A 26510-nucleotide genomic window follows, 5' to 3' on the forward strand; every position below is an offset into this window, starting at 1 on the left:
CCACTAACGGCCCGGGCGCCGCTGGCCCCAAGCCGGTCGTTCCACGAGCACCAACGGAGAACTACGTGTCAGAGCACAATGAGGCAGCCACCAACGTCACGACGCCGGATGCAGGCCGGTCCGGCTTCCGCCCCGGGTCCGTGGCAGCGGTGCCTTTGGCCACCATCGCGGAGGTCCTTGGCGTTGCCGCCCCTGAGGGAATCCATGACGGAGGAGTAACGGGTATCACGCTCAACTCCAGGGCCGTGGAACCCGGCGATCTCTATATGGCTTTGCCGGGAGCCTCGCGCCACGGTGCCGACTTCGTTCCCCAGGCAGTCGAAGCCGGTGCAGTCGCGGTGGTGACGGACGACGCCGGGGCACGCCAGCTTGCGCTGGCCGGCGAACAGCCCGTACCTGTCCTGATCATTGACGAGCCGCGTACGGCTGTGGGTCCTTTGGCCGCACTGATCTACCGAAGCCAGCCCTCCGAAGGTGGATATCCAACGCTCTACGGTGTCACCGGCACCAACGGCAAGACGACCACCACCTACTTCATCAACTCGCTGCTGAGGGCCCTTGGCAAGAAGCCGGGGCTCATTGGCACGATCGAGATCGTGGCGGGCGGTGAACCCATCCCCAGCTTGCTGACCACACCTGAGTCCACGGACGTCCATGCCCTCTTGGCGTTGATGCGGGAACGCGGCTTGGAGGCTGCGTCCATGGAAGTGTCATCCCATGCGATCTCCTTCCGGCGTGTGGATGGTGTGATGTTCGACGTCGCGGGCTTTACCAACCTCACACAGGACCACCTGGACCTGCACGGGAGCATGGAAGAGTATTTCCGCACCAAGGCAGACCTTTTCACTGCAGGCAGGGCCCGGCGCGCCGTTGTGACTGTGGACGACGAGTGGGGACGGAAGCTCGTGGAGCTGGCGGATATCCCTGTCACAACCCTCTCTGCCAAGGACTCCACCTCCGATGCTGATTGGCAGGTAACAGCAGTCGCCGCCCGCGGGCTGGGCTCGGAATTCGAACTACGTCATGTCGATGGACGTGTACTGCGCGTCCATACGGGGCTGCCCGGGGACTTCAACGTGGCCAATGCAGCCCTGGCCGCCATCATGGTCCTGGCGTCCGGTGTCGATGTACAGACCCTGCAGGCTGCGCTGGATGCCCATGACCCTTTTTCCGTTGGTGTTCCCGGACGAATGCAATTGGTGTCAACTGAACCGGCGGCCGTTGTTGATTTTGCCCACAATCCCGACGCCCTCGCGCGTGCCCTTGAGGCCGTGCGTTCCCCCCAGGAGGGTTCCCGCGTCATTGTGGTCTTCGGTGCCACCGGCCAGCGCGATCAAGGCAAGCGGCCCACCATGGGCGCCATTGCCGCGCGCCTGGCTGACGTGGTGATTGTCAGCGATGACGATCCCCATGACGAAGATGCCGCCTCAATCCGCGCCGAGGTCCTGCAAGGCGCCCACGCGGCACACGATACAGAGGGACTGTCCAGCGAGATCATCGAGTCCTTCCCCAGGGACGCGGCGATCCGCCTGGCCGTGGAGATGGCCACTGTCAACGACACCATCCTGATCGCCGGACGTGGCCACGAAGTGTGGCAAGAGGTCAAAGGCGTCAACCTGGCTCTGGACGACAGGGTGGAATTGCGTGCCGCCTTGACATCCAAGGGATTCAGCGTTTCAACGGACCAGCGGATAGAGTCCTAAACCGAGATGATTGCACTTACTGCGGCGGAGATCGCCGACATCACCCATGGCCGATTGACCGGAGCTACGGACGTCGTGCCCACCTCCGTCGTCACTGATTCACGGGAGGCGGTTCCCGGTTCCCTGTATGTGGCCAAACCGGGCGAGCACGCCGACGGACACGACTACGTTGATGCTGCGTTCGAGCGCGGCGCCGTCCTGGTCCTGGCGGAACGTGAAGTGACCGATGCCGCCGGAAGCCCTTTCCCCGCCGTCGTGGTTGATGACGCGGTCCTGGCCATGGGCGCGTTGGCAGCGGAATGCGTCCGACGCATCCGGGCTGAACGTGCGCAGCGCGGCGAAGACTTCACCGTCATCGGAATCACGGGCTCGGCAGGCAAAACCACCACCAAGGACCTCCTCGCCGGAGTGCTTTCGGGGGCCGGCAGGACGGTGGCCCCGCAGGGTTCCTACAACGGTGAGGTGGGCGTGCCGCTGACGGTCTTCGCCGCAGACGCCGATACCCGTTACTTGGTCATCGAAATGGGCGCCACAGGCCTGGGCCACATCAAGTATCTTGCCGACATGGTCAAACCGGACATAGGTGTTGTGTTGGTGGTTGGCACGGCCCACGCCGGTGAATTTGGCGGCGTCGAGAATATCGCTAAAACCAAGGGTGAACTCGTCGAAGCCCTCGGGGAGCGCGGCACAGCGGTGATCAACCTGGACGATGGCCGTGTTGCCGCCATGCGCAGCCGGACGAAGGCCAAGGTCCTGGGCTTCACGTCGTCACCGGCTACCACCGAGGAAGTCGAAGCCCGCAACGTGGTGGTCAACGGACACGGTTTCCCCGAGTTTGATCTTGTACTGCCCGACGGCGGGCCTGCCGTCGAGGTGCGAAGCCGCCTGATCGGCGGTCACCACGTGACCAATCTTTTGGCCGCTGCGGCAGCCGCCTTTGCCGCAGGCATCCCGGCAGCCGCTATTGCTGCCTCCCTGAGCTCACAGTCTGCGGCCAGCCGCTGGCGTATGGAGCGGACGGAACGCGCGGACGGTGTGACCATCATCAATGATGCCTACAACGCCAATCCCGAATCGATGCGGGCAGCGCTGCGGACCCTGGCAGACCTTGGGCAAGGCAGGAGGACCTGGGCGGTCCTTGGGGCCATGCTCGAGCTGGGGGAGGACTCCATCCGCGAGCACACCGCCGTCGGCACGCAGGTGGTGCGCTTGAACATTTCACGGCTGGTGGTGGTGGGACGCGAAGCACGTGCCCTCTACGTCTCAGCCATCCAGGAAGGATCCTGGGGTGACGAATGTTCGTTCACCGAGACAGTGGAAGAAGCCTACGAGCTCCTTCAGAATGAGCTCGAACCCGGTGACCTGGTGCTGTTCAAATCCTCCAACGGCGTGGGGCTGCGGCATTTGGGTGATCGGATAGCATTACCTCCACGGGCCGAGCCCACCGGAGACAACGCGGCTGAAGCGGCCGCAGGCGAAGGGAACGAGCTGCTGTGATTGCACTTTTGATCGGCGCCGGCGTCGCCCTTCTGGTGGCCCTTATTGGGACACCCCTGTTCATCAAGTTCCTGGTGGCCAAGAGCTACGGGCAATTCATCCGGGACGACGGTCCGACGTCGCACCACACCAAGCGCGGAACGCCCACCATGGGTGGAACCGTGGTGGTGGCGGCCGTCCTCATCAGCTACTTCGTGACCCACCTGATCATGTGGATGATGAACCCGCGCTCCCCGGGACCATCCGCGTCCGGGCTCCTGCTGCTGTTCCTCATGGTGGGCATGGGCTTTGTAGGGTTCCTGGATGACTACATCAAGATTTCCAACAAGCGAAGCCTGGGCCTTAACGCCCGCGCCAAGCTGATCCTCCAGGCTGCGGTGGGAATCATCTTCGCCGTCCTGGTCCTGCAGTTCCCCAATGAGGACGGATTGCGCCCGGCATCGACCCAGATCTCTCTGGTGCGGGACATCCCTTGGCTGGACCTCGCTTTTGGAGGAACCGTGCTCGGTGCGATCCTCTTCATCGTGTGGTCCAACCTGATCATTACCGCGGCCACGAACGGCGTGAACCTGACCGACGGGCTGGACGGTCTGGCTGCGGGGGCGTCCATCATGGTCTTCGGGGCGTACACCATCATGGGAATCTGGCAGAACAACCAAGCCTGTGGATCGCCGCGCGAAGCAGGCAGTGGCTGCTACCAGGTCCGGGACCCCATGGACCTCGCCCTGCTGGCAGCCATCCTCAGCGCAGCCCTGGTGGGATTCCTGTGGTGGAATACGTCGCCGGCCAAGATCTTCATGGGTGACACTGGGTCCCTGGCGATCGGCGGCGCCGTTGCAGCCTTCGCCATCCTGTCCCGCACTGAACTGCTGCTGGCCTTCATCGGTGGGCTCTTTGTCCTGATCACCCTCTCGGTGATCATCCAGGTGGGCTTCTTCAAGCTCAGCGGCGGCAAACGTGTCTTCAAGATGGCACCGCTCCAACACCATTTTGAACTCAAGGGCTGGGCCGAAGTTACCGTAGTGGTCCGTTTCTGGATCCTCGCCGGTCTCTTCGTGGCCGCCGGCCTCGGAATTTTCTACGCTGAATGGGTGGTACTGCTGTGAATGGAAGCCCGGAGACAACTCCGTCCGCCACGGACAGGCTCAACGGACTGACCAGCTGGGACGCTGACTGGAGCGGCCTGCGGGTGGTGGTTACGGGAATCGGCGTGTCCGGCTTTTCGGCAGCTGACACCCTGATTGAGCTCGGAGCAAAAGTAGTGGTGGTTGACGCTGCCACCACCCCCAAAGCCAAAGCCCAGGCAGACACCCTGAAAATTGTCGGCGCGGTCGACGTTCTCCTGGGGGAAGACGCCGTCAGCGCCCTGCCGTTGGTCGATGGCTCTTCGCCTGAACTGGTTGTTACCTCGCCGGGATGGCGGCCTGACCAAGCGCTGTTGGCTGCCGCCAAGCGCAAGCACATCCCCGTCTGGGGAGATGTTGAACTTGCATGGCGCCTCCGCGTCCGCGAGGGACGCAAGACGGCGGATTGGCTCACCATTACCGGCACCAATGGCAAGACCACCACCGTGGGCATGACCGAGTCCATGCTCCAGGCGGCGGGCCTCAAGGCCATCGCCGTAGGCAACGTGGGAACGCCCATCCTCGATGCGCTCCGGGATCCGGTGGACTACGACGCCTTTGCTGTTGAGCTTTCCAGCTTCCAACTCCATTGGAGCCACTCCCTGTCACCGGTAGCCAGCGTGTGCCTCAACGTCGCTGAAGACCACGTGGACTGGCACGGATCGTATGCCTCCTACCTTGCGGACAAGGCCAAGGTGTATGAAAACACCCAGAAGGCTGCCGTCTACAACGCCGAGCAAATCGAAACCGAGCGCATGGTGGAAAACGCCGATGTGGTGGAGGGGTGCCGCGCCATTGGCTTCACCACCAACACGCCTGCCATCAGCATGCTGGGTGTAGTGGACGGACTGCTGGTTGACCGCGCCTTCATTGCCGAACGCAAGGACTCGGCAGCGGAGTTGGCCGCGATGTCTGACCTCGGACCCGTGGCGCCGCGGCACATGGTAGCCAATGCCCTGGCTGCTGCAGCGTTGGTGCGTGCCTACGGGATTGAGCCGGCAGCGGTAAAGCAGGGCTTGGTCAACTACCTGCCCGGCGCCCACCGGATCCAGGTGGTGGCCAAGCTGAACGAGGTTCTATGGATCAACGACTCCAAAGCCACCAACCCCCATGCAGCGTCCGCCGCGTTGTCTTCCTTCCAGCAGGTTGTGTGGATCGCGGGAGGACTGTCCAAGGGCGTCAACTATGACGACCTTGTCAAAGAACATGCGTCCCGGCTGAAAGCTGTTGTGCTGATCGGTACCGATACGGAGGCGCTGGAAGGCTCCCTCCAACGACACGCACCGGATGTCCCCGTGATAGCGCAGGCGAAGGGCGACACTGAAAAGGTGCAGACCGTAGCCGGCAACGCCGCCTCGCCCATCTACGGCGAGGCCATCATGGCCCAGGCCGTGGCGTCGGCGGCCCAACTGGCCATGCCTGGGGACACCGTCCTGATGGCACCCGCGGCTGCATCCATGGATCAGTTCTCTTCCTACGCTCACCGCGGCGATGCATTCGTCCAGGCAGTTCGCGAGCTTGTGGAAGGGCAGGCACCGACCACCGAGGAGTAACAATGGTCAGCACGCCCACCCGCACCCGCGGCAAGGACCCACGGGACGGGAAACCCAAGGCTCCGGCCACGCCGGGAAAGAAGCCTTCCGGGCTCCGCGGACACCTGCGCAACTTTTGGGAAAGCCTTGAAGGCAAGGACAGGGCGCCCAACAGTTCCACGTACTACCTCATCCTGGGCTGTGCCCTGGCGCTCACCGCCATCGGAATCATGATGGTGTTGTCCGCTTCAAGTGTCGAGGCGATCTCCGAGGGCAAATCGCCCTATGCGGATGCCCTGAAGCAGGCAATGTTCGGGGTCCTCGGTGCGGCCGCCATGTACGTCATCTCGCGCACGAACGTGAACTGGATGAAGAGGTTGTCCTGGTGGGCCCTCGGCGGCGTTTTGGCGCTCCTGGTCCTGGTCCAGGTCATGGGCAACACAGTCAACGGCAACAAGAACTGGATCGACCTTGGCGGAGTGACCCTCCAGCCTTCGGAGATGGCCAAACTGGTCCTGTGCGTCTGGATTGCAGCTGTGCTGGCCCGCAAGCAAAAGCTCCTCCATCGCTGGTGGCACGTGATCATCCCGGTTGTTCCCGGAGCAGGCCTGGTGATTGCCTTGGTGATGGTCGGTAACGACCTCGGTACCGTGATTGTCATCGCGGCCATCACAGCCGCAGGACTCTACTTCGCTGGAGTGCCGGGGAAGATGCTGGCCATCGCTGGAGCCGTAGGTGCAGTCGGCGCCGTCCTGGGAACCATCAGCAGTGCGAACCGCATCTGCCGCATCACCTCATGGCTGGGCACGGCGTCAGCCTCCTGTACGGAAAACTTCGACTTCGACTTCCAGTCCACCAACGGAATGTACGGCCTGGCGCAGGGTAGCTGGACCGGGCTGGGCCTCGGCCAAAGCCGGCAGAAGTACAACTGGCTTCCCGAAGCCCACAATGACTTCATCTTCGCCATCATTGGTGAAGAGCTTGGACTTGTGGGAACCCTGGTGGTGTTGGTGCTGTTCGCGATCCTCGGCATCGCCATTTTCCGGGTGGTGGTCAGGCAAACAGATCCCTTCCAGCGAACGCTGGCAGGTGGGATCATGGTCTGGCTCCTTGGCCAGGCCAGCATGAACATGGCAGTCGTGACGCAGCTCCTCCCAGTGGTCGGCGTGCCGCTCCCATTCATCTCCTACGGCGGCTCGGCCCTGGTGATGTCCCTCTGTGGCGTGGGCGTAGTGTTGTCCTTGGCCCGAGGCCAATTGCCGCCGCAGCAGCGCCCCCGGTTCCTGCCGCGCCGTTCTCCGAAAACCGCACGAAAGCGTACATAGCCCTTTATGACTCCTGACTCCCGCAACGCGTCCAAGCCTTTGTCCGTCGTCCTTGCAGGCGGCGGTACTGCCGGGCATGTGAGCCCGCTGCTGGCCATCGCCGATGCCATCAAGGACAAGCGTCCGGATGCTTCCATCCTGGCTGTGGGCACGCCGTCGGGCATGGAAACGCGGCTCATCCCGGCGGCCGGCTACGAACTCGCCACCATTGACCGGGTTCCGTTTCCGCGCCGGCCCTCTGTTGACCTGATCAAGCTTCCGGCCCGGTTGCTGGCCGCGGTCTCCCAGGCCGGCCGGATCCTGAAGGATGCCGACGCCGACGTCCTGGTGGGTGTGGGCGGTTACGTCTGCACTCCGATGTACCTGGCCGCCCGTAAACTCGGCATCCCCGTGGTGATCCACGAGGCCAACATGAAGGCCGGTCTGGCCAACCGGGTGGGTGCCCGGTTCAGCAAACACGTCGCCGTGGCCTTCTCCGGCACCCGGTTGCGGGGCGCCCGTCATGTTGGCATGCCCATGCGGCGTGCCATTTCCGGACTGCACCGGGCAACGGCTGCGCCTGCCGCCAAGGAAGCCCTGGGCTTTGACCCGGACCGTCCCGCGTTGATCGTCACCGGCGGTTCCTCGGGTGCCATGAGCATCAACCGTTCCATCGCTGCGGCCTTGCCGGCGTTGGCGGCCAGCGGTATCCAGACCCTGCACATCACCGGCAACGGGAAAGCTGTCCTCAACGAACAGGGCGGCCTGCTGGCCGCTGAGGGATACCGCCAGGTTGAGTATGTGGACGGGATGGAGTACGTCTACGCAGCCGCCGATGTCCTTCTGGCCCGCGCCGGAGCGGGAACGGTCAGCGAAGTGGCCGCGGTGGGAGTTCCGGCCGTCTTTGTGCCGCTGCCCATCGGAAACGGGGAACAGGCCTTAAATGCTGCCCCGTTGGTGGATGCAGGCGGGGCGCTCCTGGTTGACGACAAAGACCTCAGCCCGGAATGGCTCGAGAGAGAACTCATTCCGCTGCTCTCGGACCACAGCCGGCTCGTCGACATGGCGCGCAAATCCGAAGCCCTTGGAATTAGAAACGCCGATCAGCGCATGGCTGATCTTGTCCTGGAAGCGGTATCCGCATGACCACCAGCATCGCCCCCCTCAAGTCCTTGGGCCGCGTCCACTTCATTGGCATCGGCGGCGTGGGAATGTCCGCTGTCGCACGCATCATGGTGGCCCGCGGGGTCCCCGTCAGTGGTACCGATGCCAAAGACCTTCCGGTCATGCATGACCTCTCCTCGGCAGGGGCCCGCATCGCGGTGGGGTACCACCAAGGCAACCTGGCAGACGCCCAGACGATCGTGGCCGGCTCGGCCATCCGCGCCGACAATCCGGAACTTGCCGCGGCGCGGGCCGCCGGGTTGCCGGTATTGCACCGTTCCGAAGCCTTGGCAGCCACCATGGCCGGCCACCGCGTGGTGACAGTGGCGGGTACGCACGGCAAGTCCACCACTACCTCCATGATCGCCGTCCTGCTGAAGGAGGCCGGCGTTGACCCTACCTTTGCCATTGGGGCCAACGTCCCGGCGTTGGGAGTGAACGCAGCCCATGGGAATTCGGACATCTTTGTTGCCGAGGCGGACGAGTCCGATGGATCCTTCCTTAACTACCGGCCGCTGATCGCCGTGGTGACCAACGTCGAGGCAGACCACCTGGACCACTATGGAACACCGGAAGCGGTCTTCGCCTCCTTTGACAACTTCGCGGCGCTCCTTCCGGCTGACGGCGTTCTCCTGGCCTGCGCCGACGACGCCGGCGCCCGTGCCCTGGCCGAGCGCACGGCATCCCAAGGGATCACGCGGGTACTGACGTACGGGACCTCGGACGACGCCGACATCCGGCTTTTCGACGGCGGCCCGGGCGACGTTTCGGTGGCCTTCGGGGACAAGGTCCACAGGGTCGAACTGCAGGTACCTGGCCGTCACAACGCCCTGAACGCGGCAGCCGCGTTCGCGGTCGCCGTCGAACTTGGTGTGGAACCGGAAGCTGCCGCCGCAGCGCTGGGCCATTTCACCGGGGCTTCACGGAGGTTTGAGTTCAAAGGCCAGGGGAGGGGAGTGCGGGTCTATGACGATTACGCCCACCACCCCACGGAGGTTCGCGCTGCCTTGTCGGCGGCCCGTTCGGTAGCAGGCGGCAACAAAGTCCACGTCCTGTTCCAGCCGCACCTGTTTTCCCGTACGCGTGAATTTGCCAAGGAATTCGCCGCAGCGTTGGACACAGCGGATACGGCCTTGATCCTGGATATCTACCCTGCCCGGGAGGATCCAATTCCTGGTGTCACCAGTGACTTGATCGTCGATCAGCTGGCCACGGGACGGCTGGTGGCGGCCGGCGAAGCTGTGGAGGCCCTGGCAGCCGTCGCCCACGAGGGCGACGTGGTCCTGACCGTGGGCGCTGGTGATGTCACCGCCTATGGGCCAGTGATCGTGGAGGCGTTGGGTGGCTAGCACCCGCAAGCCGACGTACAGGCCGGGAACGGAACCCCGGCCGGGATCCTCACGGCCGGGCAGCGGATCCGACCACGTCATCAGCGCACAACGCTCCCTTGAGACGGAGGGTAATTCCGTCACGGCCGCCGGCACATCCGCTACCGGCACATCGGCCGCCTCCACCGCGTCCTCGGACAACGTCATTGTCTTTCCGGAGCCGAAACGGCGGCGCCAGCGGAGGCTGGTGATGTGGACGCTCTCCATAGTGGCGGCTGTAGTGGCGGCCCTGATCGCCGGAGCGGTCTTCTCCCCGGCGCTGGCAGTCAGGACCATCACGGTGGACGGCACCACGCTGCTGACTCCGGAGGCGGTGCAGAAAGCTCTTTCGGGCCTCGAAGGCAAACCACTGCCCCAGGTGGGTGAACAGGAGATCAACGAGCTCCTCAAGCCACTGGTGCAGGTTCGCTCGGCCACGATCGAGGCGCGCCCGCCGTCAGAGTTGCTGGTTCACGTCAACGAGCGCGTTCCGGTGGCCTTGCTGAAGCAGGGGGACGCCTACGTGATGGTTGATGTGGACGGAGTGCAGCTCGGGGCTACCAAGGACCAGTCAGCGGTGGCGCTGCCCTTGATCGATGCCGGGGCCGGAGCCACCAATACGGAGCTGTTCAAGGCCATTGCGGCCGTCCTGGACACCCTGCCCGCCGATGTCCGAGCCAAAATGTCCACGGCTTCGGCCGCTTCCCCGGACGCCGTGGAGCTGAAATTGGTGGACGGAAAGACGGTAGTGTGGGGCAATGCCGAGGACAGGGAACTGAAGGCGAAGGCACTCGAAGCACTGCTGAAGATGCCTGCGGACCCGAAGATTCAAGTGAGTGTCTACGACGTCAGCGTTCCGCGGCATCCATTCACAAAATAAGCAGTTTCGAGGACGTAACCTACGGCCGGCGGTGGCCTTATTTCGCGGCAATCACACGACACGCGCAAGCGGAGATTGCATGTGCGAAGCATAGGAAATACCGTCGCAGTAGAGTTACTTGACATAACTATAACCTTCAACTAGAGGGTTAAGGTCCAAGGATTCACGTTGGACTCGATCAGTTTCGCTATAGGACACAAGCAAGGGGCACGAAACGTGGCAGCACCGCAGAATTACTTGGCCGTCATCAAGGTCGTCGGCATCGGCGGCGGTGGCGTGAACGCAGTCAACCGCATGATCGAGGTGGGCCTTCGGGGCGTCGAGTTCATCGCGATCAACACTGATGCGCAGGCGCTGCTCATGAGCGACGCCGACGTCAAGCTTGACGTTGGACGTGAACTCACGCGTGGCCTTGGCGCCGGCGCGAACCCCGAGGTGGGCAAGCAGGCCGCAGAGGACCACGCCGACGAGATCGAAGAAGTTCTCCGCGGTGCTGACATGGTCTTTGTGACCGCCGGTGAAGGCGGTGGCACCGGAACCGGTGGCGCCCCCGTAGTGGCACGCATCGCCCGCTCGCTGGGCGCGCTGACCATCGGTGTGGTGACGCGCCCGTTCACCTTCGAAGGCCGCCGTCGTGCCGGTTCGGCCGAGGCCGGCATCGACGCCCTGCGCGACGAAGTCGACACCCTGATTGTCATCCCCAACGACCGCCTCCTGTCCATCAGCGATCGCAACGTCTCCGTCCTGGACGCCTTCCGTTCCGCGGACCAGGTGCTCCTCTCCGGTGTCCAGGGCATCACGGACCTCATCACCACCCCCGGCCTGATCAACCTTGACTTCGCCGACGTCAAGTCCGTCATGCAGGGCGCGGGCTCGGCCCTGATGGGTATTGGTTCCGCCCGCGGCGAGGACCGTGCGGTCAAGGCTGCTGAGCTGGCCATCGCTTCGCCGCTGCTGGAAGCTTCCATCGACGGCGCCCACGGCGTCCTGCTCTCCATCCAGGGTGGTTCGGACCTGGGTCTCTTTGAAATCAACGAGGCCGCCCGTTTGGTTCAGGAAGTGGCACACCCCGAAGCCAATATCATCTTCGGCGCAGTCATTGACGACGCTTTGGGCGATGAGGCACGCGTGACCGTCATCGCGGCAGGCTTCGATGATGTGAAAGCGACCTCGCCTTCCATGGACCAGTCGCGTCCTGCGCAGAACCCCGTCCCCTCGGATCGTCCCGCTGCCCCGAGCAGCGCACCGTCCAGCGCCGCTGCTCCGCAGCACGCAACGGCCGGAATCGGTGCCGCAGGCCTGAGCAACTGGGGCCAGCAGCGTCCGTCGGCACTCCCTGCCGACTCAGGCTTCGACGTCGACCTCCCGGCGGTAGTGGAGCCCGATCTTTCGGGCAGCCGTTCCGACGACCTCGACGTCCCCGACTTCCTGAAGTAAGCCGAGTTCGGAGAGTCCATTCCTGGTGTTCTGGTGGCGCAATGAAGTTCGGCCCGGCGTCTCTGTAGCCTTCACGGATACAGGCGCCGGGAACCTGGCTCTCCACGTGGGAGACAACCCCGCCGAGGTCCTGGCGCGCCGCGTTCGAGTTGAACAGGCCGCCGGACTGGAAGCCGGCACATTCCAGTACATGGATCAGGTCCATGGCAACACCGTGGCGTTCATTGACGGCCACGGGCCAGGGCCAACGGCCGACGCCATGGTTTCAGCCGCCACTTCCTCACGACGTGCGGTGCAGCCGTTGGCGGTCATGGTGGCCGACTGCGTACCCGTGGTCTTCGTGGGGAGCGGTACCGGCGCCGATCCTGTGATTGCAGTAGCCCATGCCGGGCGCCCCGGTGTGGCTTCGGCGGTTGTGCCCGCAACCGTCGAGGAAATGCGCAGGCGCGGTGCAGTGGACATCCATGCATGGCTGGGCCCTTCCATCTGCGGATCCTGCTACGAGGTGCCGCCCGGGTTACGGGACGAGGTCGCGGCCCGGGTTCCTGCCACGTGGGCCACCACGTCCTGGGGTACGCCCGCCCTGGATCTTCCCGCCGGCGTCAGGGCCCAACTGGAAGCCATGGATGTCACCTTGGAGTACTCGGGGGAGTGCACTCGGGAGCACAATTCACTTTTCTCATACCGCCGGGACTCCCGGACGGGTCGATTTGCAGGTTTGGTGTGGACGCATGATTAGCCTTGGTCGCGACGACGAAAAACGCGATGGCCTGACGGGTGATGCCCGGACTGCCGAACTCTCCCACAGGCTTGACACGGTGAGGCGCCGGATCGAAACAGCTGTCGCTGCTGCCGGACGGACTGACGCGCCACGGCTGATCGTGGTGACCAAATTCCATCCCGCGGACGATGTACGCCGGCTTGCGGCACTGGGCGTGACCGATGTCGGAGAGAACCGTGATCAGGAAGCTGCCGCCAAAAGCGCCGGTCTTCCCGACGTGGATGTCCGGTGGCATTTCATTGGGCAACTCCAAAGCAACAAGGCCAAGTCAGTCGTCAAGTATGCTTCGTCGGTTCAGTCGATCGACAGGCTTCAGGTGGTCGACGCCTTGGCCAAGGCCGTTGCGCGGGAACAGGATGCTACTGGGCGCGGCGACCTCGACTGTTTCATCCAAGTGGGTTTGGATGACGACGCCGGTGCCCACCGTGGTGGCGCCAGCCCCTCCGACGTCGGCGTGCTGGCAGACAGGATCGAATCGGCTTCCGGCTTGCAGCTGTCCGGGCTCATGGCCGTGGCGCCGCTGGGAGCGGATCCGGAGGCGGCATTCGAGAAACTTGCCGGTATTTCCGAGGCCCTCCGGGCCACCCATCCAGCTGCCACACGGATATCGGCAGGGATGAGCCAGGACCTCGAAGCGGCAGTGAACTTCGGAGCGACACACCTGAGAATAGGCTCCGATATTCTCGGTTCCCGTCCGGCCGTGGGGTAGCGTCAAAGTATTGGAATGACGGGCCGGGGTTCCAATATGTCACGTCATGGCGGCCCGCCTACTGCAGAAACGATAGGAGTGCACCATGGCTGGCGCTCTGCGCAAGACAATGATCTATCTTGGGCTCGCCGACGGCGATGAACACTACGAATCTGAGCAGGCTGTCGCCTCGCACCACGACGAAGAACGCCCCCAGTCACAGGAACGGGAAGAGCGCAGGGCGCCTGCTCCCGTCCGGGAAGTTGTCCGTGAAATGCCCACTGTAGATGCTGAAGAGGAATACCGCGCACCCGTGACACCCATCAAGCGTGCGGCCTCCAGCCGCGAAGACGCCTCTGGCCTGAGGCAGATCACCACCGTTCACCCCCGTTCCTACAATGACGCCAAGATCATCGGTGAGAGCTTCAGGGATGGCATTCCCGTCATTATGAACGTCACCGACATGGGTGAAGCCGATGCCAAGCGCCTCGTGGACTTCTCCGCCGGCCTGGTGTTCGGCCTCCACGGCAGCATCGAGAGGGTGACCAACAAAGTCTTCCTGTTGTCGCCGTCGTATGTCGAAGTCATCGGTGATGACAAAAAGGCCAGCGAAACCCAAGCCAGCTTCTTCAACCAGAGCTGACATCGATCTTTTGCGGATGCCAGGCGGGTCAACCTGCCTGGCATCTGTGTTGCAATAGTAGGGACCGATCCGCATTCCGGAACAAGTGGGAGATCTGAGCTAACTCGTGGGCATTGTTTTCGGCCTTATCTATATTGTGTTGTTGCTGTTCTTCATTGCCCTGATCATCCGGCTCATCTTCGAATGGGTCCAGATGTTTGCCCGCCAGTGGCGGCCACGGGGTGTGGCGTTGGTTACAGCGCACGTGGTCTACTCCGTGACGGATCCTCCGCTGGGGAGGCTCCGGAGGCTGATACCGCCACTCCAGTTGGGCGGAATCTCCCTGGATTTGGGCTTCCTGATCCTGATTATCGCCGTCAGCATTGCGATGGCGGTAACCAACAGCCTGGCGTAGCTGCTCCGCGGAACCCGGACCACCGATGGTTCAAAGGCCGCAAATTCGCCAATTCAACACGATGGTGTTGAATTGGAGGAACCAGATGATATTTAGGTACCGTAGTTTTGAACGGCCGGAAGGCCTACTGACTAACTAGACCAACGAGGTGACCAGATGGCTTTGACGCCAGAAGACGTTGTCAACAAGCGCTTTCAGCCGACCAAGTTCCGCGAAGGCTACGACCAGGACGAGGTAGATGACTTCCTCGACGAGATCGTGGTGGAACTTCGCCGCTTGAACCAGGAAAATGACGAACTTCGCAAGAAGCTCGGCGAAGCCGGTTCGGCAGTGCCTGCTGCAGCTGCTGCGGCTCCGGTGGTTGAGAAGGTTCCGGCCCCCGTCAAGGTCGACAAGGAAGCTGAAGCCAAGGCGGAAGCCGAAGCCAAGGCTGCTGAAGCTGCCAAGAAGAAGGAAGCCGAGCAGGCTGCAGCCGCTGCTGCCGCCGCCAAGGCTCCCGCTGCGACCAACAGCGTCACGCCCTCCGCTGAATCTGCTGCGGGCCTGCTGGCCATGGCCCAGCAGATGCACGACAAGCACGTCTCCGACGGTGCCCAGCAGAAGGAAAAGATCATTGCCGAGGCTCAGATCGAGGCTTCCAGCCTCGTCAACGATGCCCAGGAGAAGTCCCGCAAGATCCTCGGTGCCCTGGAGCAGCAGCGCTCCGTCCTTGAGCGCAAGGTTGAGCAGCTCCGAGGCTTTGAGCGCGACTACCGTTCACGCCTGAAGGCCTACATTGAAGGCCAGTTGCGCGACCTGGACGCCCGTGGTTCCGTTGCTGCCCCCGAGGTCGGCGAAGCAACCGCAGACGTTTAGCAAGTATTCTGAAAGCCGGTGGCTGAGGACTCCTCGGCCACCGGCTTTTGCTGTTAAAAGCCCATGACAGTGCCCGCCACGCTTCCCGAATGAAAGCACTATGACCGACTTCACCGATGACGCCCCACAGTCGGCGCCCGCCGCCCGCCGCAAGTGGCGCCCGGCCATGCTCTGGCTGTTTGCCGGCTTCGCCGTGTTTGCCTACACCTTTGACCAGCTCACCAAGCTTTGGGTGACCAGCACCATGACGGAGGGGGAGCGGATCCCCGTTCTTCCCCCGTTGCTGCACTGGTACTACATCCGGAATTCGGGTGCCGCGTTCTCCATCGGCGAGAACGTAACCTGGATCTTCACGATTGTCATGGCCGTCGTATCCGTGGCGATCCTCTTCCAGTTGCGGCGCCTGGGATCGGCCTGGTGGGCCCTGTCGCTGGGCCTGCTGCTCGGAGGAGCGTTGGGCAACCTCACTGACCGCTTGTTCCGGGAACCGTCGTTTGCGATGGGCCACGTCGTGGATTTCATCCAGCTGCCCAACTTTGCCATTTTCAACATCGCAGACTCAGCCGTGGTGTCCGGCGTCGTCATCATCTGCCTCCTGACGCTTCGCGGCATCGGCATGGATGGGACGCGTCAAACGTCTGCTCCCAAGCCGGCTGATGACGCACGGTCCGCCAATGATGCCAAGCCGGCAGGCGGTTCCACCGGGGAGCCCGCCGGTGAGTAGCGCTGTAGTGGTGCCCGACGAACTGGCAGGTGTTCGGGCTGACGCAGGCCTGGCCCAGTTGCTTGGTATCTCCCGTTCCGCGGCGGCGCTGCTGATCGCTGAAGGCAACGTCACTGTAGGCGGCGTGGCAATGGGCAAGTCGGCAAAACTTGCCGCCGGCTCAGTGCTGAAGGTCACCGTCCCGGATCGACGGGATCCCTTGGAAGTGGTGGAGGAAGTTGTGGAAGGCCTGAAGATCCTGCTGGACGACGACGAGTTCGTAGTCATCGACAAACCGGTGGGGGTCGCGGCCCATCCTTCACCCGGCTGGGTGGGACCCACAGTGGTGGGAGGTCTCGCCGGGGCCGGGTACAGGATTTCGACGTCCGGTGCGCCCGAGCGCGCAGGGATCGTCCACCGGCTGGACGTCGGTACGTCGGGTGTCATGGTAGTGGCCAAGACTGAACACGCTTACACCATGCTGAAGCGCGCTTTCAAGGAACGGACCGTGGAGAAGGTCTACCATGCTGTGGTCCAGGGACTGCCTGACCCCCTGGAGGGCACCATTGATGCTCCCATCGGCCGCCACCCCGGCCACGACTGGCGGTTCGCGGTGATCGAGGACGGCCGGCCATCAGTAACCCACTACGAGGTGTTGGAAGCCTTCGGCAAGGCAACCCTGGTGGAAGTGCACCTGGAGACCGGTAGGACACACCAGATCCGCGTGCACTTTTCGGCCTTGCGTCACCCGTGTGCCGGAGATCTCACCTACGGCGCGGATCCCCGTCTCGCGGCCACCCTGGGATTGACCCGCCAGTGGCTGCACGCGCGTCAGCTTGGATTCACCCACCCCGGCACGGGTGAGTGGGTGGAAGTCAGCAGCGAGTATCCGGCGGACCTCCAGTACGCCTTGGACCTGCTCGCCACCGGTTCAGCGTAGGGCACCGCCGGCCGGGGTCCCTGCCCCGCACGGGCCGGGACGGTAGACTGTCGTGGTGACTTCCAGCAATGATTCGTTCGTCCACCTGCACACCCATACCGAGTACTCCATGCTGGATGGAGCGGCCCGTCTGGGTGAGCTGTTCGATGAAACCGAACGTCTCGGGATGCCCGCTCTGGCCACCACAGACCACGGCTACTTGTTCGGTGCGTTCGACTTCTGGCGCAAGGCCACGGACAAGGGCATCAAGCCCATCATCGGCGTCGAAGCCTATGTCACGCCCGGCACCGCCCGGGGCGACAAGGAACGAGTCCGCTGGGGCGACGAAAGCCAGCGCAAGGACGACGTTTCCGGTGGTGGCTCATACACCCACATGACGCTCTTGAGCTACAACAATGTGGGTATGAGGAACCTGTTCCGGGCTTCCTCCATTGCGTCCCTCGACTCGGTTTTTGGTAAGTGGCCCAGGCTGGACCGGGAACTGCTCAACACTTACTCCGAAGGTTTGATCGCCACCACGGGCTGCCCCTCCGGGGAAGTGCAGACCAAGCTGCGGCTCGGCCTTTACCGCGAGGCCGTTGAGGCTGCAGCGGAGTTCCGCGACATCTTCGGGGCAGAGAACTACTTCTGTGAACTGATGGACCACGGCCTGGACATTGAACGCCGTGTGACCGGCGACCTCCTGCGCCTGGCCAAGGAGCTCAACCTGCCGCTGGTGGCCACCAACGACCTCCACTACACGCACGAGCACGATGCCAAAGCCCACGAGGCTTTGCTGGCAATCCAGTCCGGTTCCACCCTTTTGGAACCAACGTACGACAACGGCGGCTCCCGCTTCGCTTTCTCGGGCAGCGGCTACTACCTGAAGTCTCCACAGGAAATGCGGGAACTGTTCCGCGACCACCCTGAGGCGTGCGACAACACGCTGCTGATTGCCGAGCGCTGCGAAGTTTCGTTCAACACGGGCGCCAACTACATGCCGCGTTTCCCCTGCCCGCCCGGGGAAGACGAGACCTCCTGGCTGGTCAAGGAAGTAGACGCCGGCCTCAAATACCGTTACCCCCAAGGCATCCCGGACAAGGTCCGCAAGCAAGCAGATTACGAGCTCGGCGTCATTACATCAATGGGCTTCCCGGGCTACTTCCTGGTGGTTGCCGACTTCATCAACTGGGCCAAGAACAACGGGATCCGGGTGGGTCCGGGACGTGGTTCCGGTGCAGGCTCCATGGTGGCTTACGCCATGCGCATCACCGACCTCGACCCCCTGCAGCACGGCCTGATCTTTGAACGCTTCCTGAACCCGGACCGTGTGTCCATGCCCGACTTCGACGTCGACTTCGATGACCGGCGCCGCTCCGAAGTGATCGACTACGTCACCAAGAAGTACGGTGACGAGCGCGTGGCGATGATCGTCACCTACGGAACCATCAAGACCAAGCAGGCGCTGAAGGACTCCTCCCGCGTTCTGGGCTACCCGTTCAGCATGGGCGAGACCTTGACCAAAGCGCTTCCGCCTGCCGTCATGGCCAAGGACATTCCCTTGGCGGACATCCAGAACCCGGAGTCCAAGCGCTACAGCGAAGCAGGCGATTTCCGCCAGCTCATCGCCACCGACCCCGAGGCCGCCAAGGTCTTCGAGACGGCCTTGGGCATTGAAGGCCTGAAGCGCCAGTGGGGTGTCCACGCCGCGGGTGTCATCATGTCCTCGGACCCCATCATCGATGTCATTCCCATCATGCGCCGTTTCCAGGACGGCCAGGTCATCACCCAGTTCGATTACCCGACGTCCGAAGGCCTCGGCCTGATCAAGATGGACTTCCTGGGTCTGAGAAACCTGACGATCATTTCGGACGCCCTGGAAAACATCAAGATGAACCGTGGCGTCGAGTTGGACCTGGAAAACCTGGAACTCGACGACGCTGCCTCCTATGAACTCCTTGCCCGCGGTGACACCCTGGGCGTGTTCCAGCTTGACGGGGGACCCATGCGGTCCTTGCTCAAGCTGATGAAGCCTGACAACTTTGAAGACATCTCGGCTGTCCTGGCGCTTTACCGCCCGGGTCCCATGGGCGCCAACGCCCACACTGACTACGCGCTGCGCAAGAACGGGATCCAAGAGGTCATTCCCATCCACCCGGAGCTGGAAGAACCCCTCAAGGAAATCCTCGGCGGCACCTTCGGCCTGATCGTGTATCAGGAGCAGGTTATGGCGGTGGCACAGAAGCTGGCCGGATACTCACTGGGCCAAGCTGACATTCTTCGCCGTGCCATGGGTAAGAAAAAGAAATCCGAACTGGACAAGCAGTTTGCCGGCTTCTCCCAAGGCATGCAGGACAACGGCTACTCCATGGCTGCCGTGAAGACCTTGTGGGACATTCTGCTTCCGTTCTCCGATTACGCATTCAACAAAGCCCACTCGGCTGCTTATGGCGTGATCTCCTACTGGACGGCCTACTTGAAGGCGCACTACGCGCCGGAATACATGGCTGCACTGCTGACCTCGGTGGGCGATGACAAGGACAAGTCGGCCATCTACCTCAATGAATGCAGGCGCATGGGCATCACGGTCCTGCCGCCGGATGTCAACGAATCCTCGCTGAACTTCACCCCGGTGGGAACGGACATCCGTTTCGGTATGGGTGCCATCCGGAACGTCGGCGTCAACGTAGTGGACGCCATGGTTTCAACGCGCGCCACAGAGGGCAACTACACCTCGTTCAAGGATTTCCTCTTGAAGGTTCCGGCCGTGGTGTGCAACAAGCGAACCATCGAATCGCTGATCAAAGCCGGCGCTTTCGATTCGCTGGGGCACCACCGCCGGGCTTTGGCCATGATCCACGAAGAAGCCATCGATTCCGTGATCACCCTCAAGCGCAACGAGGCGATTGGCCAGTTCGACCTCTTCGCCGGCTTCGAGGACCAGGAGCCCGAAGCGTCGCTCACCACGGAAATCCCCGACCTTCCCGAGTGGGAGAAGAAGGACAAGCTGTCCTTCGAACGGGACATGCTGGGACTCTACGTTTCAGACCATCCCCTGCAAGGGCTGGAAGGCGTTCTTAGCCAGCACGCGGAACAGTCCATTACCTCGATCATCGGTGAAGACGGACCGCACGACGGCGCGATTGTCACCATCGCGGGCATGATCACCTCGTTGAGCCGCAGGATCGCCAAGGCCAGCGGCAACGCCTACGCCCGGGCAGAAATCGAAGACCTCGGCGCATCAATGGAGGTCATGTTCTTCGGGCAGGTCTACGGTCCCATCGCCTCCGTCCTGGCCGAGGACCTCATCGTGGTGGTCAAGGGCAGGCTGCAACGCCGGGACGACGGCGCAGTGACGCTGAACTGCATGGAGCTTTCGGTGCCGGACCTCAGCGAAAGCGTCAATGGTCCCGTGGTGATCACCATTCCCACGTTCAAGGCAACCGAAGCGGTCGTAACGGACCTGCGCGATGTCCTGCGCACTCACCGCGGGAACTCCGAAGTCCGGCTCAAGCTGATGGGTGATACCAAAGTGGAGGTCATGGGGTTGCCCGTGCATATGCGGGTCAACCCCAGCCCGTCGCTTTTCGGTGACTTGAAGGTCCTGCTGGGGCCGGCCTGCCTGGACAACTAGCGAACCAAAGCCGGCAGTCAGGGATTCCGCCCCGTCAGATTTCGTAGTCGAGCGGCGCCGGCTTGCTGTAACCGCCGCTGTGGTACAGCAGGGGAGTGCCGTCGTCGCCTACTTGGCCATCGATGACCTCCACTACTACCACTGCGTTGTTCTCGAACGAGAGCCGCATCTGGATCTTGCCCACCAACCAGCCACTGACATCCTTGAGAATCGGCACATCGTGGGGGCCAGGTTCCCAATGGTCGCCTTCGAACCGGTCACGTGTCCGTGCGAAACGGTTGGCGAGGGCTTGGTTCTCAAGCCCCAGCATGTGGACACCGATGTACTCGGCATTGGCTACGGCCGGCCACGAACTGGAGCTCCTGGCCATGTTGAAAGTGAACCGGGGCGGCTCGGCGGACAGCGACGCCACAGAGGTGGCGGTGAAGCCGAAGGGCTTTCCGTTCAAGTTCGCCGTGATGATGGCAACCCCGGCGGCATGCCTGCGGAACATCTCCCGGAAAGTCTGGTCAAAGCCGGATGGTTCGCTTGTCACGTCGATGAATCTCCTGGACTGGGGGCTGACTCTCCCATCAGCGTATTCCTCCGGCGCTGCCGGGTCCTCATTTTGTTGAGCCTGCATGAACCTTTGTTAATGTGAGGGGTATGACCGAGCCAACCGTGCACGTACCTGCTGTTGCCGAACCGGCCCCGGCCGCTCCTCCCCGCAGTTTCAAGGAGGCTCTCTGGCTTGTCCTTCCGCCGGCCGCCGGCGTCCTTCTTGGAGTGCTCTGGTGGCTGTTGGCTCCGGGTGGGCTCAACCTGGTCTCCGGCAACCCCGCGCTTGCCGATGCAGTCAATCCCGAGTCCTGGCTTCCACGCGACCTGGTCCTGGCGGGGTTGGTACTCGTGGCGGGGTGCTTCACGGGGGTCATGCTGGACGGGAAACTGCAGGGCCCCTCCGTGGGGCGCCGATTGACCTTCGCACTCGTTGGCGGCGCGATGGGTGGCATGGTGGCGTGGTTGGTTGGCTTGCTGACCGCGCAGCTGTTTGGCCCGGCCCCCAACCCCGCACTGGGTCCGGGATATGGATTCACGCTCCGTTCCTTCGCTGTGCTGTTGCTGTGGCCGGCCGCGACGGCCTTCATCACGTTCGTCCTGGCGCTGTTCGGGGTTCTTTCCAAGAAGCCCGTAAAATAGCCAAGTGACCACTTCTTCGGATACTTCCGCCCGCCCCGCCGCTTCCCTCGATTTCCGGAGCATCGATTTCCGGGGCCGCCACCTTTCCCTGGCTGAGCTGCGTGCCGCAGTTCCCAGGGCGCGCCACCAGACCATGGCCGACGCCGAGCAGAAGGTCCAGGACATCATTTCAGCCGTCCGCGGCCGTGGCTTCGCGGCCCTCGCTGAGCTGGCCAGGAAGTTCGACGGCGTGGAACAGTCCCACCCACGGGTTCCGGCTGAGGCGCTGGACCAGGCCTTGGCCGGTCTGGATCCCGACGTCCGCGCTGCTTTGGAAGAGTCCATCAGCCGCGCCAGGCAGTTTGCGGAGCAGCAGCGCCCGGCCAATGTGGATGTTGCCCTGGCCGATGGCGCAGTCGTCAGCCAGAACTGGATTCCGGTGGGCCGCGTTGGGCTCTACGTGCCCGGCGGGCTCGCTCCTCTGGCCTCCTCAGTGATCATGAACGTGGTGCCGGCAGTAGCGGCCGGGGTTGAGTCGATTGCCCTGGCTTCCCCACCCCAGAAAGACTTCGACGGCCTTCCGCACCCCACCATCCTGGCTGCGGCAAAGCTGCTCGGCATTGATGAGGTCTATGCCATCGGCGGTGCGCAGGCGATCGTTTCCTTCGCCTACGGAATCCCGGGATCCGCAGACGAGCTGCCCATTGAACCCGTGGATGTGGTGACCGGCCCCGGAAACATCTTTGTTGCCACGGCCAAGAGGCTCGTCAAGGGCGTGGTGGGCATCGACTCAGAGGCCGGTACCACCGAGATTGCCATTCTTGCCGATTCCACAGCACAGGCCCCCCTCGTGGCCGCCGACCTCATCAGCCAGGCAGAGCACGACCCCAAAGCAGCTTCAGTTCTGGTGACGGACTCCGCTGACCTGGCTGACGCCGTCGTGTCTGAACTGGCACGGCAGGCTGCCGTCACCAAGCACAGCGCCCGGGTTCTGGAGGCGTTGTCCGGGCCGCAGTCCGGTGTGGTGCTGGTGGATGATCTCGAACAGGGGATCGCGGTCTGCAATGCCTATGCAGCTGAACACCTGGAAATCATGACGGCGGATGCTGCGGCTGTTGCGTCGCGGATCCGTAACGCCGGCGCCATCTTTGTGGGTGACTACAGCCCCGTCAGTCTGGGTGACTACTGTGCCGGATCCAACCACGTACTGCCCACCAGCGGAACAGCGGCCTTCTCTTCAGGCTTGAATGTCACCACGTTCCTCCGCGCCGTTCAGGTGATCAACTACAACCGTTCGGCGCTGGAACAGGTCAGCGGCCACATCGTGAGCTTGTCCGGTGCCGAAGATCTCCCCGGTCACGGCGACGCGGTCCGGATCCGCTTTGCGTAGCCCACTTAACCACTACATATAAGGGTGCCCACTACTACATGTAGTAATTACACGCTTGTCATTACGTAGTGAACAAACGTAAACTGGTGCCGGAAGTTTAAACTTCCGGCACCTTCTGCGTCCCCGGCAACCCGCCGGCTCCGTTCCGTGCCGGAACTGTCAGGGGAGGCCCAGCGTGTATTGTCCGTTCTGCCGGAATCCCGACTCCCGTGTCGTCGACAGCCGCATGGCCGACGACGGCTCTTCCATCCGCCGCCGCCGTCAGTGCCCTGAATGTGGCCGTCGATTCACCACCGTGGAGACCACCAGCCTTTCCGTCATCAAACGGTCCGGAGTCGGTGAGCCCTTCAGTCGGATCAAGGTCATCAGTGGTGTCCGCAAGGCATGCCAAGGACGCCCGGTTACTGAGGACGATCTTGCCATGTTGGCGCAGGAAGTCGAAGAAAACATCCGGTCCTCGGGTGCGGCGGAAATTGACGCGCACGAGGTCGGTTTGGCCATTCTTGGCCCGCTGCGGAAGCTGGACGAGGTAGCCTACTTGCGCTTCGCCAGCGTCTACCAGGCTTTTGAGTCCCTGGAAGACTTTGAATCGGCCATTTCACTGCTTCGCCACGAGCATGAAGAGCATGCGAAGACCGGGGCAAAAGAAGCCAAGGGTTCAGAGAAGAGCCCACTCTAGCTCCGGTGGCGGTGCGGAGGGGAAGCCGCGCCCGCCACCGGCACCAGGACCGGCACACGCCAGGGTGAGCGTTTCCGGCACGCCGGTCAGCGGCCTCCGGAAACAGGAAGCACAGCTCCGGTAATGTACCCGGCCTCGGCGGACGTCAGCCATAAGACGGCCGCCGCCACTTCTTCGGGTTCAGCCCCGCGCCCCATGGGAATGGTGGGGTTCAACCTTTCCACCCGGTCCGGCATGCCTGCGGCGGCATGCAATCCTGTGTTGGTGCTGCCGGGGGCCACCGCGTTGACCCGGATGCCCTGTTTGGCCACCTCGGCCGCCAAACCAACCGTGAGGACATCTACAGCGCCCTTCGTGGCAGCGTAGTGGACCCAGGTTCCAGGCGAGCCCGCTTTGGTGGCGGTTGACGAGATATTAACGATCGATCCGCCACTGCCGCCGTTGTCGGTGGAGAGCCGTCGAACAGCTTCCTGGCACATATGGATCATCCCGGATACGTTGACGTCAACAACCCGTTGAATGGTCTCGGCCGGTACGCCCACCAGGGGGCCGATCAGGTTGCCGGTGATGGCCGCGTTGTTGATAACGGCGGTCACCTGACCCAAGGCCGCGGCTTCGTCGAACAAACGCACGACGTCGGCGGGGCGGCTGACGTCGGCCTGGATGGCCAGTGCCCTGCCGCCCAGTCCGATGATGTCCTCAGCCACGTTTTTAGCTCCTGCGCTGTCCTCGGAGTAGTTGACCACCACTGCATATCCTGCGCGCGCCGCAGCGTGGGCCACGGCAGCTCCGATGCCTCGGCTGGCCCCCGTGACGATAACCGTTCCGACTCCCGGAACTGTGTCCTCAGCCATCCTGCGGACTACTTGGTGAGCTTGTGGTGCAAAGCGACCTCAAGCGCTGCGCCGACAATACCGGCGTCGTTCTTCAGTTTCGCAGTCACAATCTTGGTGCGCAGGTCCAGGTGCGGGAAGTACTCATCGGAGCGCTTGGAGATTCCGCCGCCCACAATGAAAAGTTCGGGGGAGAACAGGAACTCAACGTGCTGGAGGTATCGGTTGAGCAGGACGCCGTACTCGTCCCAGCTCAGGCCATCGCGTTCACGGGCTACGGCGGAGGCCTTGGTCTCGGCGTCGTGTCCATCCACCTCAAGGTGGCCCAGCTCCGCGTTGGGGACCAACTGGCCGTTGAAGATGAAAGCAGAGCCAATTCCGGTTCCCAGAGTGATGACCAGGACCGTTCCATCCACGCCTTCGCCGGCTCCGTAGCGGGCTTCAGCCAGACCGGCTGCGTCGGCGTCGTTGATAACCTCCACGGGTCGGCCAAGACGCTTGGTAAACCTTGCGTCGATGTCAGTACCGAGCCAGGTCTTGTCCACGTTTGCAGCTGAGTTGACCACGCCGTGCTGGATGATCCCGGGGAAGGTCACACCCACCGGGGAGTCTGCAGCCGGGGCGTCCGGGCGGCTGGACAGTTCTTCGACGATCTGGGCTACAACTTCGGCGACTGCCTCAGGAGTTGCGGGCTGGGGTGTGGGAACACGGAAGCGGTCTCCAATCAGCTTGCCCTTTTTCAGGTCGACGATGCCGCCCTTGATGCCGGTGCCACCGATGTCGATACCGATCAGCGGTGCGTTCTTGTGGGTCTTCTCATCCTTCTTGGACAATGCAATTCCGATCATGGCAGGAGGGGATGGGCATGGCGCAGCCGCCCGGGCTGCTGGACCTTCCGACGAGCTCAGGGAAGGGTAAGGATTTCCGCGCCGGTCTCAGTGACCAGCAGGGTGTGTTCGAACTGGGCCGTGCGCTTGTGGTCCTTGGTAACGACTGTCCAGTCGTCGGCCCACATGTCCCATTCGATGGTGCCGAGCGTCAGCATGGGTTCAATGGTGAAGACCATGCCTTCCTCGATCACGGTGTTATACGCCGGGGCTGCGTCGTAATGCGGAATGATGAGGCCCGTGTGGAAGGCCTCACCCACACCGTGGCCAGTGAAGTCCCGCACCACGCCGTAGCCGAAGCGTTTGGCGTAGGACTGGATGGCACGGCCGATTACGTTGATTTCGCGGCCAGGGGCCACGGCCTTGATGGCCCGGTTGAGCGACTCCTGCGTACGCTCAACCAGCAGACGGGATTCCTCATCCACGTCGCCAACCAGGAAAGTGTAGTTGGTATCCCCATGGACTCCACCGATGAAGGCTGTGATGTCGATGTTCAGGATGTCGCCGTCCTGCACCACGGTGGAATCGGGGATCCCGTGGCAGATGACTTCGTTCAGCGAAGAACACAACGACTTGGGAAAGCCACGGTAGCCAAGCGTGGAGGGATAGGCCTTGTGGTCCAGAAGGAACTCGTGGCCGATTTTATCCAGGTAGTCCGTGGTGACGCCGGGCTCCAGGTGCTTGCCCACCTCGACTATCGCCTGGGCCGCGATCTTGCCGGCGATGCGGATCTTTTCGATGGTCTCCGCCGACTTCACCTCGGAACCGGTGAACTTGGCCGGCGCCTTCTTGCCGACGTATTCGGGCCGCGGAATGGAGGCCGGGACAGGCCGCTCGGGGCTGATGGTTCCTGGGGTGAGGGCGCCGATGGGTGCAGTCGAAGCAAGAGAAGGCATAGATTGATCATATAAGGCACACAAGAGACGTAAGTAACAAAG

Annotated in this window: 24 protein-coding genes; 20 read left to right on the forward strand and 4 right to left on the reverse strand. The window is 62.9% G+C overall.

The genetic code is table 11. The features are described 5' to 3' along the window. Window positions 1-65: 65 nt before the first annotated feature. From QEH68_RS08885 to dnaE, 17 genes are all read left to right on the forward strand, one after another. Entirely contained in the window at window positions 66-1703 is a 1638-nt protein-coding gene (locus tag QEH68_RS08885) for a UDP-N-acetylmuramoyl-L-alanyl-D-glutamate--2,6-diaminopimelate ligase (protein ID WP_280627709.1), read from the forward strand. A 6-nt stretch (window positions 1704-1709) separates the two neighbouring features. After that, window positions 1710-3200, forward strand: a complete 1491-nt coding sequence (murF, locus tag QEH68_RS08890; RefSeq protein WP_280627710.1) for a UDP-N-acetylmuramoyl-tripeptide--D-alanyl-D-alanine ligase — start codon at window positions 1710-1712, stop codon at window positions 3198-3200. Beyond that, entirely contained in the window at window positions 3197-4306 is a 1110-nt protein-coding gene (gene mraY, locus QEH68_RS08895) for a phospho-N-acetylmuramoyl-pentapeptide-transferase (RefSeq protein WP_089594499.1), read from the forward strand. Before murF ends, mraY begins: the two co-directional genes overlap by 4 nt. Next, window positions 4288-5877 carry a UDP-N-acetylmuramoyl-L-alanine--D-glutamate ligase gene (gene murD / locus QEH68_RS08900; protein ID WP_280627711.1) on the forward strand — a complete coding sequence of 530 codons (1590 nt, stop codon included), beginning with the start codon at window positions 4288-4290 and terminating at the stop codon, window positions 5875-5877. Before mraY ends, murD begins: the two co-directional genes overlap by 19 nt. A gap of 2 nt (window positions 5878-5879) precedes the next feature. Then, window positions 5880-7181, forward strand: coding sequence for a putative lipid II flippase FtsW (ftsW, locus tag QEH68_RS08905; protein WP_280627712.1), 1302 nt, complete (start codon window positions 5880-5882; stop codon window positions 7179-7181). A 6-nt stretch (window positions 7182-7187) separates the two neighbouring features. After that, window positions 7188-8306, forward strand: a complete 1119-nt coding sequence (murG, locus tag QEH68_RS08910) for an undecaprenyldiphospho-muramoylpentapeptide beta-N-acetylglucosaminyltransferase (RefSeq protein ID WP_280627713.1) — start codon at window positions 7188-7190, stop codon at window positions 8304-8306. Continuing rightward, complete coding sequence (gene murC / locus QEH68_RS08915; protein WP_207597120.1) at window positions 8303-9673, forward strand: UDP-N-acetylmuramate--L-alanine ligase; 1371 nt, start codon at window positions 8303-8305, stop codon at window positions 9671-9673. Before murG ends, murC begins: the two co-directional genes overlap by 4 nt. After that, window positions 9666-10571, forward strand: coding sequence for an FtsQ-type POTRA domain-containing protein (locus QEH68_RS08920; RefSeq protein ID WP_280627714.1), 906 nt, complete (start codon window positions 9666-9668; stop codon window positions 10569-10571). The genes murC and QEH68_RS08920 overlap by 8 nt, the downstream gene beginning before the upstream one ends. A 216-nt stretch (window positions 10572-10787) precedes the next feature. Then, window positions 10788-12008, forward strand: coding sequence for a cell division protein FtsZ (gene ftsZ / locus QEH68_RS08925; protein WP_011774419.1), 1221 nt, complete (start codon window positions 10788-10790; stop codon window positions 12006-12008). 25 nt (window positions 12009-12033) lie between these two features. After that, a complete protein-coding gene (locus QEH68_RS08930) occupies window positions 12034-12747 on the forward strand; it encodes a polyphenol oxidase family protein (protein WP_280627715.1) in 714 nt (237 codons plus the stop codon). Then, entirely contained in the window at window positions 12740-13498 is a 759-nt protein-coding gene (locus tag QEH68_RS08935; RefSeq protein WP_280627716.1) for a YggS family pyridoxal phosphate-dependent enzyme, read from the forward strand. The genes QEH68_RS08930 and QEH68_RS08935 overlap by 8 nt, the downstream gene beginning before the upstream one ends. Window positions 13499-13583: 85 nt before the next feature. Continuing rightward, window positions 13584-14120 (forward strand): cell division protein SepF, encoded by a 537-nt coding sequence (sepF, locus tag QEH68_RS08940; RefSeq protein ID WP_089594506.1) that lies wholly within the window; start codon window positions 13584-13586, stop codon window positions 14118-14120. A 106-nt stretch (window positions 14121-14226) separates the two neighbouring features. Beyond that, window positions 14227-14514 (forward strand): YggT family protein, encoded by a 288-nt coding sequence (locus QEH68_RS08945; RefSeq protein WP_207597124.1) that lies wholly within the window; start codon window positions 14227-14229, stop codon window positions 14512-14514. A 156-nt stretch (window positions 14515-14670) separates the two neighbouring features. Continuing rightward, the gene (locus QEH68_RS08950; protein ID WP_207597125.1) at window positions 14671-15369 is read left to right on the forward strand and encodes a DivIVA domain-containing protein; all 699 of its coding nucleotides are present in this window, start codon (window positions 14671-14673) and stop codon (window positions 15367-15369) included. Between the two features lie 100 nt (window positions 15370-15469). Continuing rightward, complete coding sequence (gene lspA, locus QEH68_RS08955; protein WP_280627717.1) at window positions 15470-16093, forward strand: signal peptidase II; 624 nt, start codon at window positions 15470-15472, stop codon at window positions 16091-16093. Beyond that, window positions 16086-17012, forward strand: a complete 927-nt coding sequence (locus QEH68_RS08960) for an RluA family pseudouridine synthase (RefSeq protein WP_207597127.1) — start codon at window positions 16086-16088, stop codon at window positions 17010-17012. The genes lspA and QEH68_RS08960 overlap by 8 nt, the downstream gene beginning before the upstream one ends. A 55-nt stretch (window positions 17013-17067) precedes the next feature. Next, window positions 17068-20625: a DNA polymerase III subunit alpha gene (dnaE, locus tag QEH68_RS08965; RefSeq protein ID WP_207597128.1), complete on the forward strand. Its 3558-nt coding sequence runs from the start codon at window positions 17068-17070 to the stop codon at window positions 20623-20625. A 34-nt stretch (window positions 20626-20659) separates the two neighbouring features. Here the strand turns inward: dnaE and QEH68_RS08970 are convergent, their stop codons facing one another. Then, a complete protein-coding gene (locus tag QEH68_RS08970) occupies window positions 20660-21160 on the reverse strand; it encodes a flavin reductase family protein (RefSeq protein WP_207597532.1) in 501 nt (166 codons plus the stop codon). 110 nt (window positions 21161-21270) lie between these two features. On the opposite strand from QEH68_RS08970, the gene QEH68_RS08975 reads away from it, so the two are divergent. The 3 genes from QEH68_RS08975 (at window position 21271) to nrdR (ending at window position 23852) form a co-directional block, all read left to right on the forward strand. Next, window positions 21271-21804, forward strand: coding sequence for a hypothetical protein (locus QEH68_RS08975; RefSeq protein ID WP_207597129.1), 534 nt, complete (start codon window positions 21271-21273; stop codon window positions 21802-21804). 4 nt (window positions 21805-21808) lie between these two features. After that, window positions 21809-23173: a histidinol dehydrogenase gene (hisD, locus tag QEH68_RS08980; RefSeq protein ID WP_280627718.1), complete on the forward strand. Its 1365-nt coding sequence runs from the start codon at window positions 21809-21811 to the stop codon at window positions 23171-23173. Between the two features lie 175 nt (window positions 23174-23348). Beyond that, window positions 23349-23852: a transcriptional regulator NrdR gene (gene nrdR / locus QEH68_RS08985; protein WP_280627719.1), complete on the forward strand. Its 504-nt coding sequence runs from the start codon at window positions 23349-23351 to the stop codon at window positions 23850-23852. An 86-nt stretch (window positions 23853-23938) separates the two neighbouring features. Here nrdR and QEH68_RS08990 read toward each other — a convergent pair whose 3' ends face one another. From QEH68_RS08990 to map, 3 genes are all read right to left on the reverse strand, one after another. Further along, window positions 23939-24706, reverse strand: a complete 768-nt coding sequence (locus QEH68_RS08990) for an SDR family oxidoreductase (protein WP_280627720.1) — start codon at window positions 24704-24706, stop codon at window positions 23939-23941. 8 nt (window positions 24707-24714) lie between these two features. Beyond that, entirely contained in the window at window positions 24715-25518 is an 804-nt protein-coding gene (ppgK, locus tag QEH68_RS08995) for a polyphosphate--glucose phosphotransferase (protein ID WP_278251957.1), read from the reverse strand. 71 nt (window positions 25519-25589) lie between these two features. Further along, a complete protein-coding gene (gene map / locus QEH68_RS09000; protein WP_207597133.1) occupies window positions 25590-26468 on the reverse strand; it encodes a type I methionyl aminopeptidase in 879 nt (292 codons plus the stop codon). Between the last annotated feature and the right edge of the window lie 42 nt (window positions 26469-26510).

Origin of the sequence: Paenarthrobacter sp. OM7 (assembly GCF_029873575.1) — a bacterium.
In the GTDB taxonomy this organism is placed as follows: Bacteria; Actinomycetota; Actinomycetes; order Actinomycetales; family Micrococcaceae; genus Arthrobacter.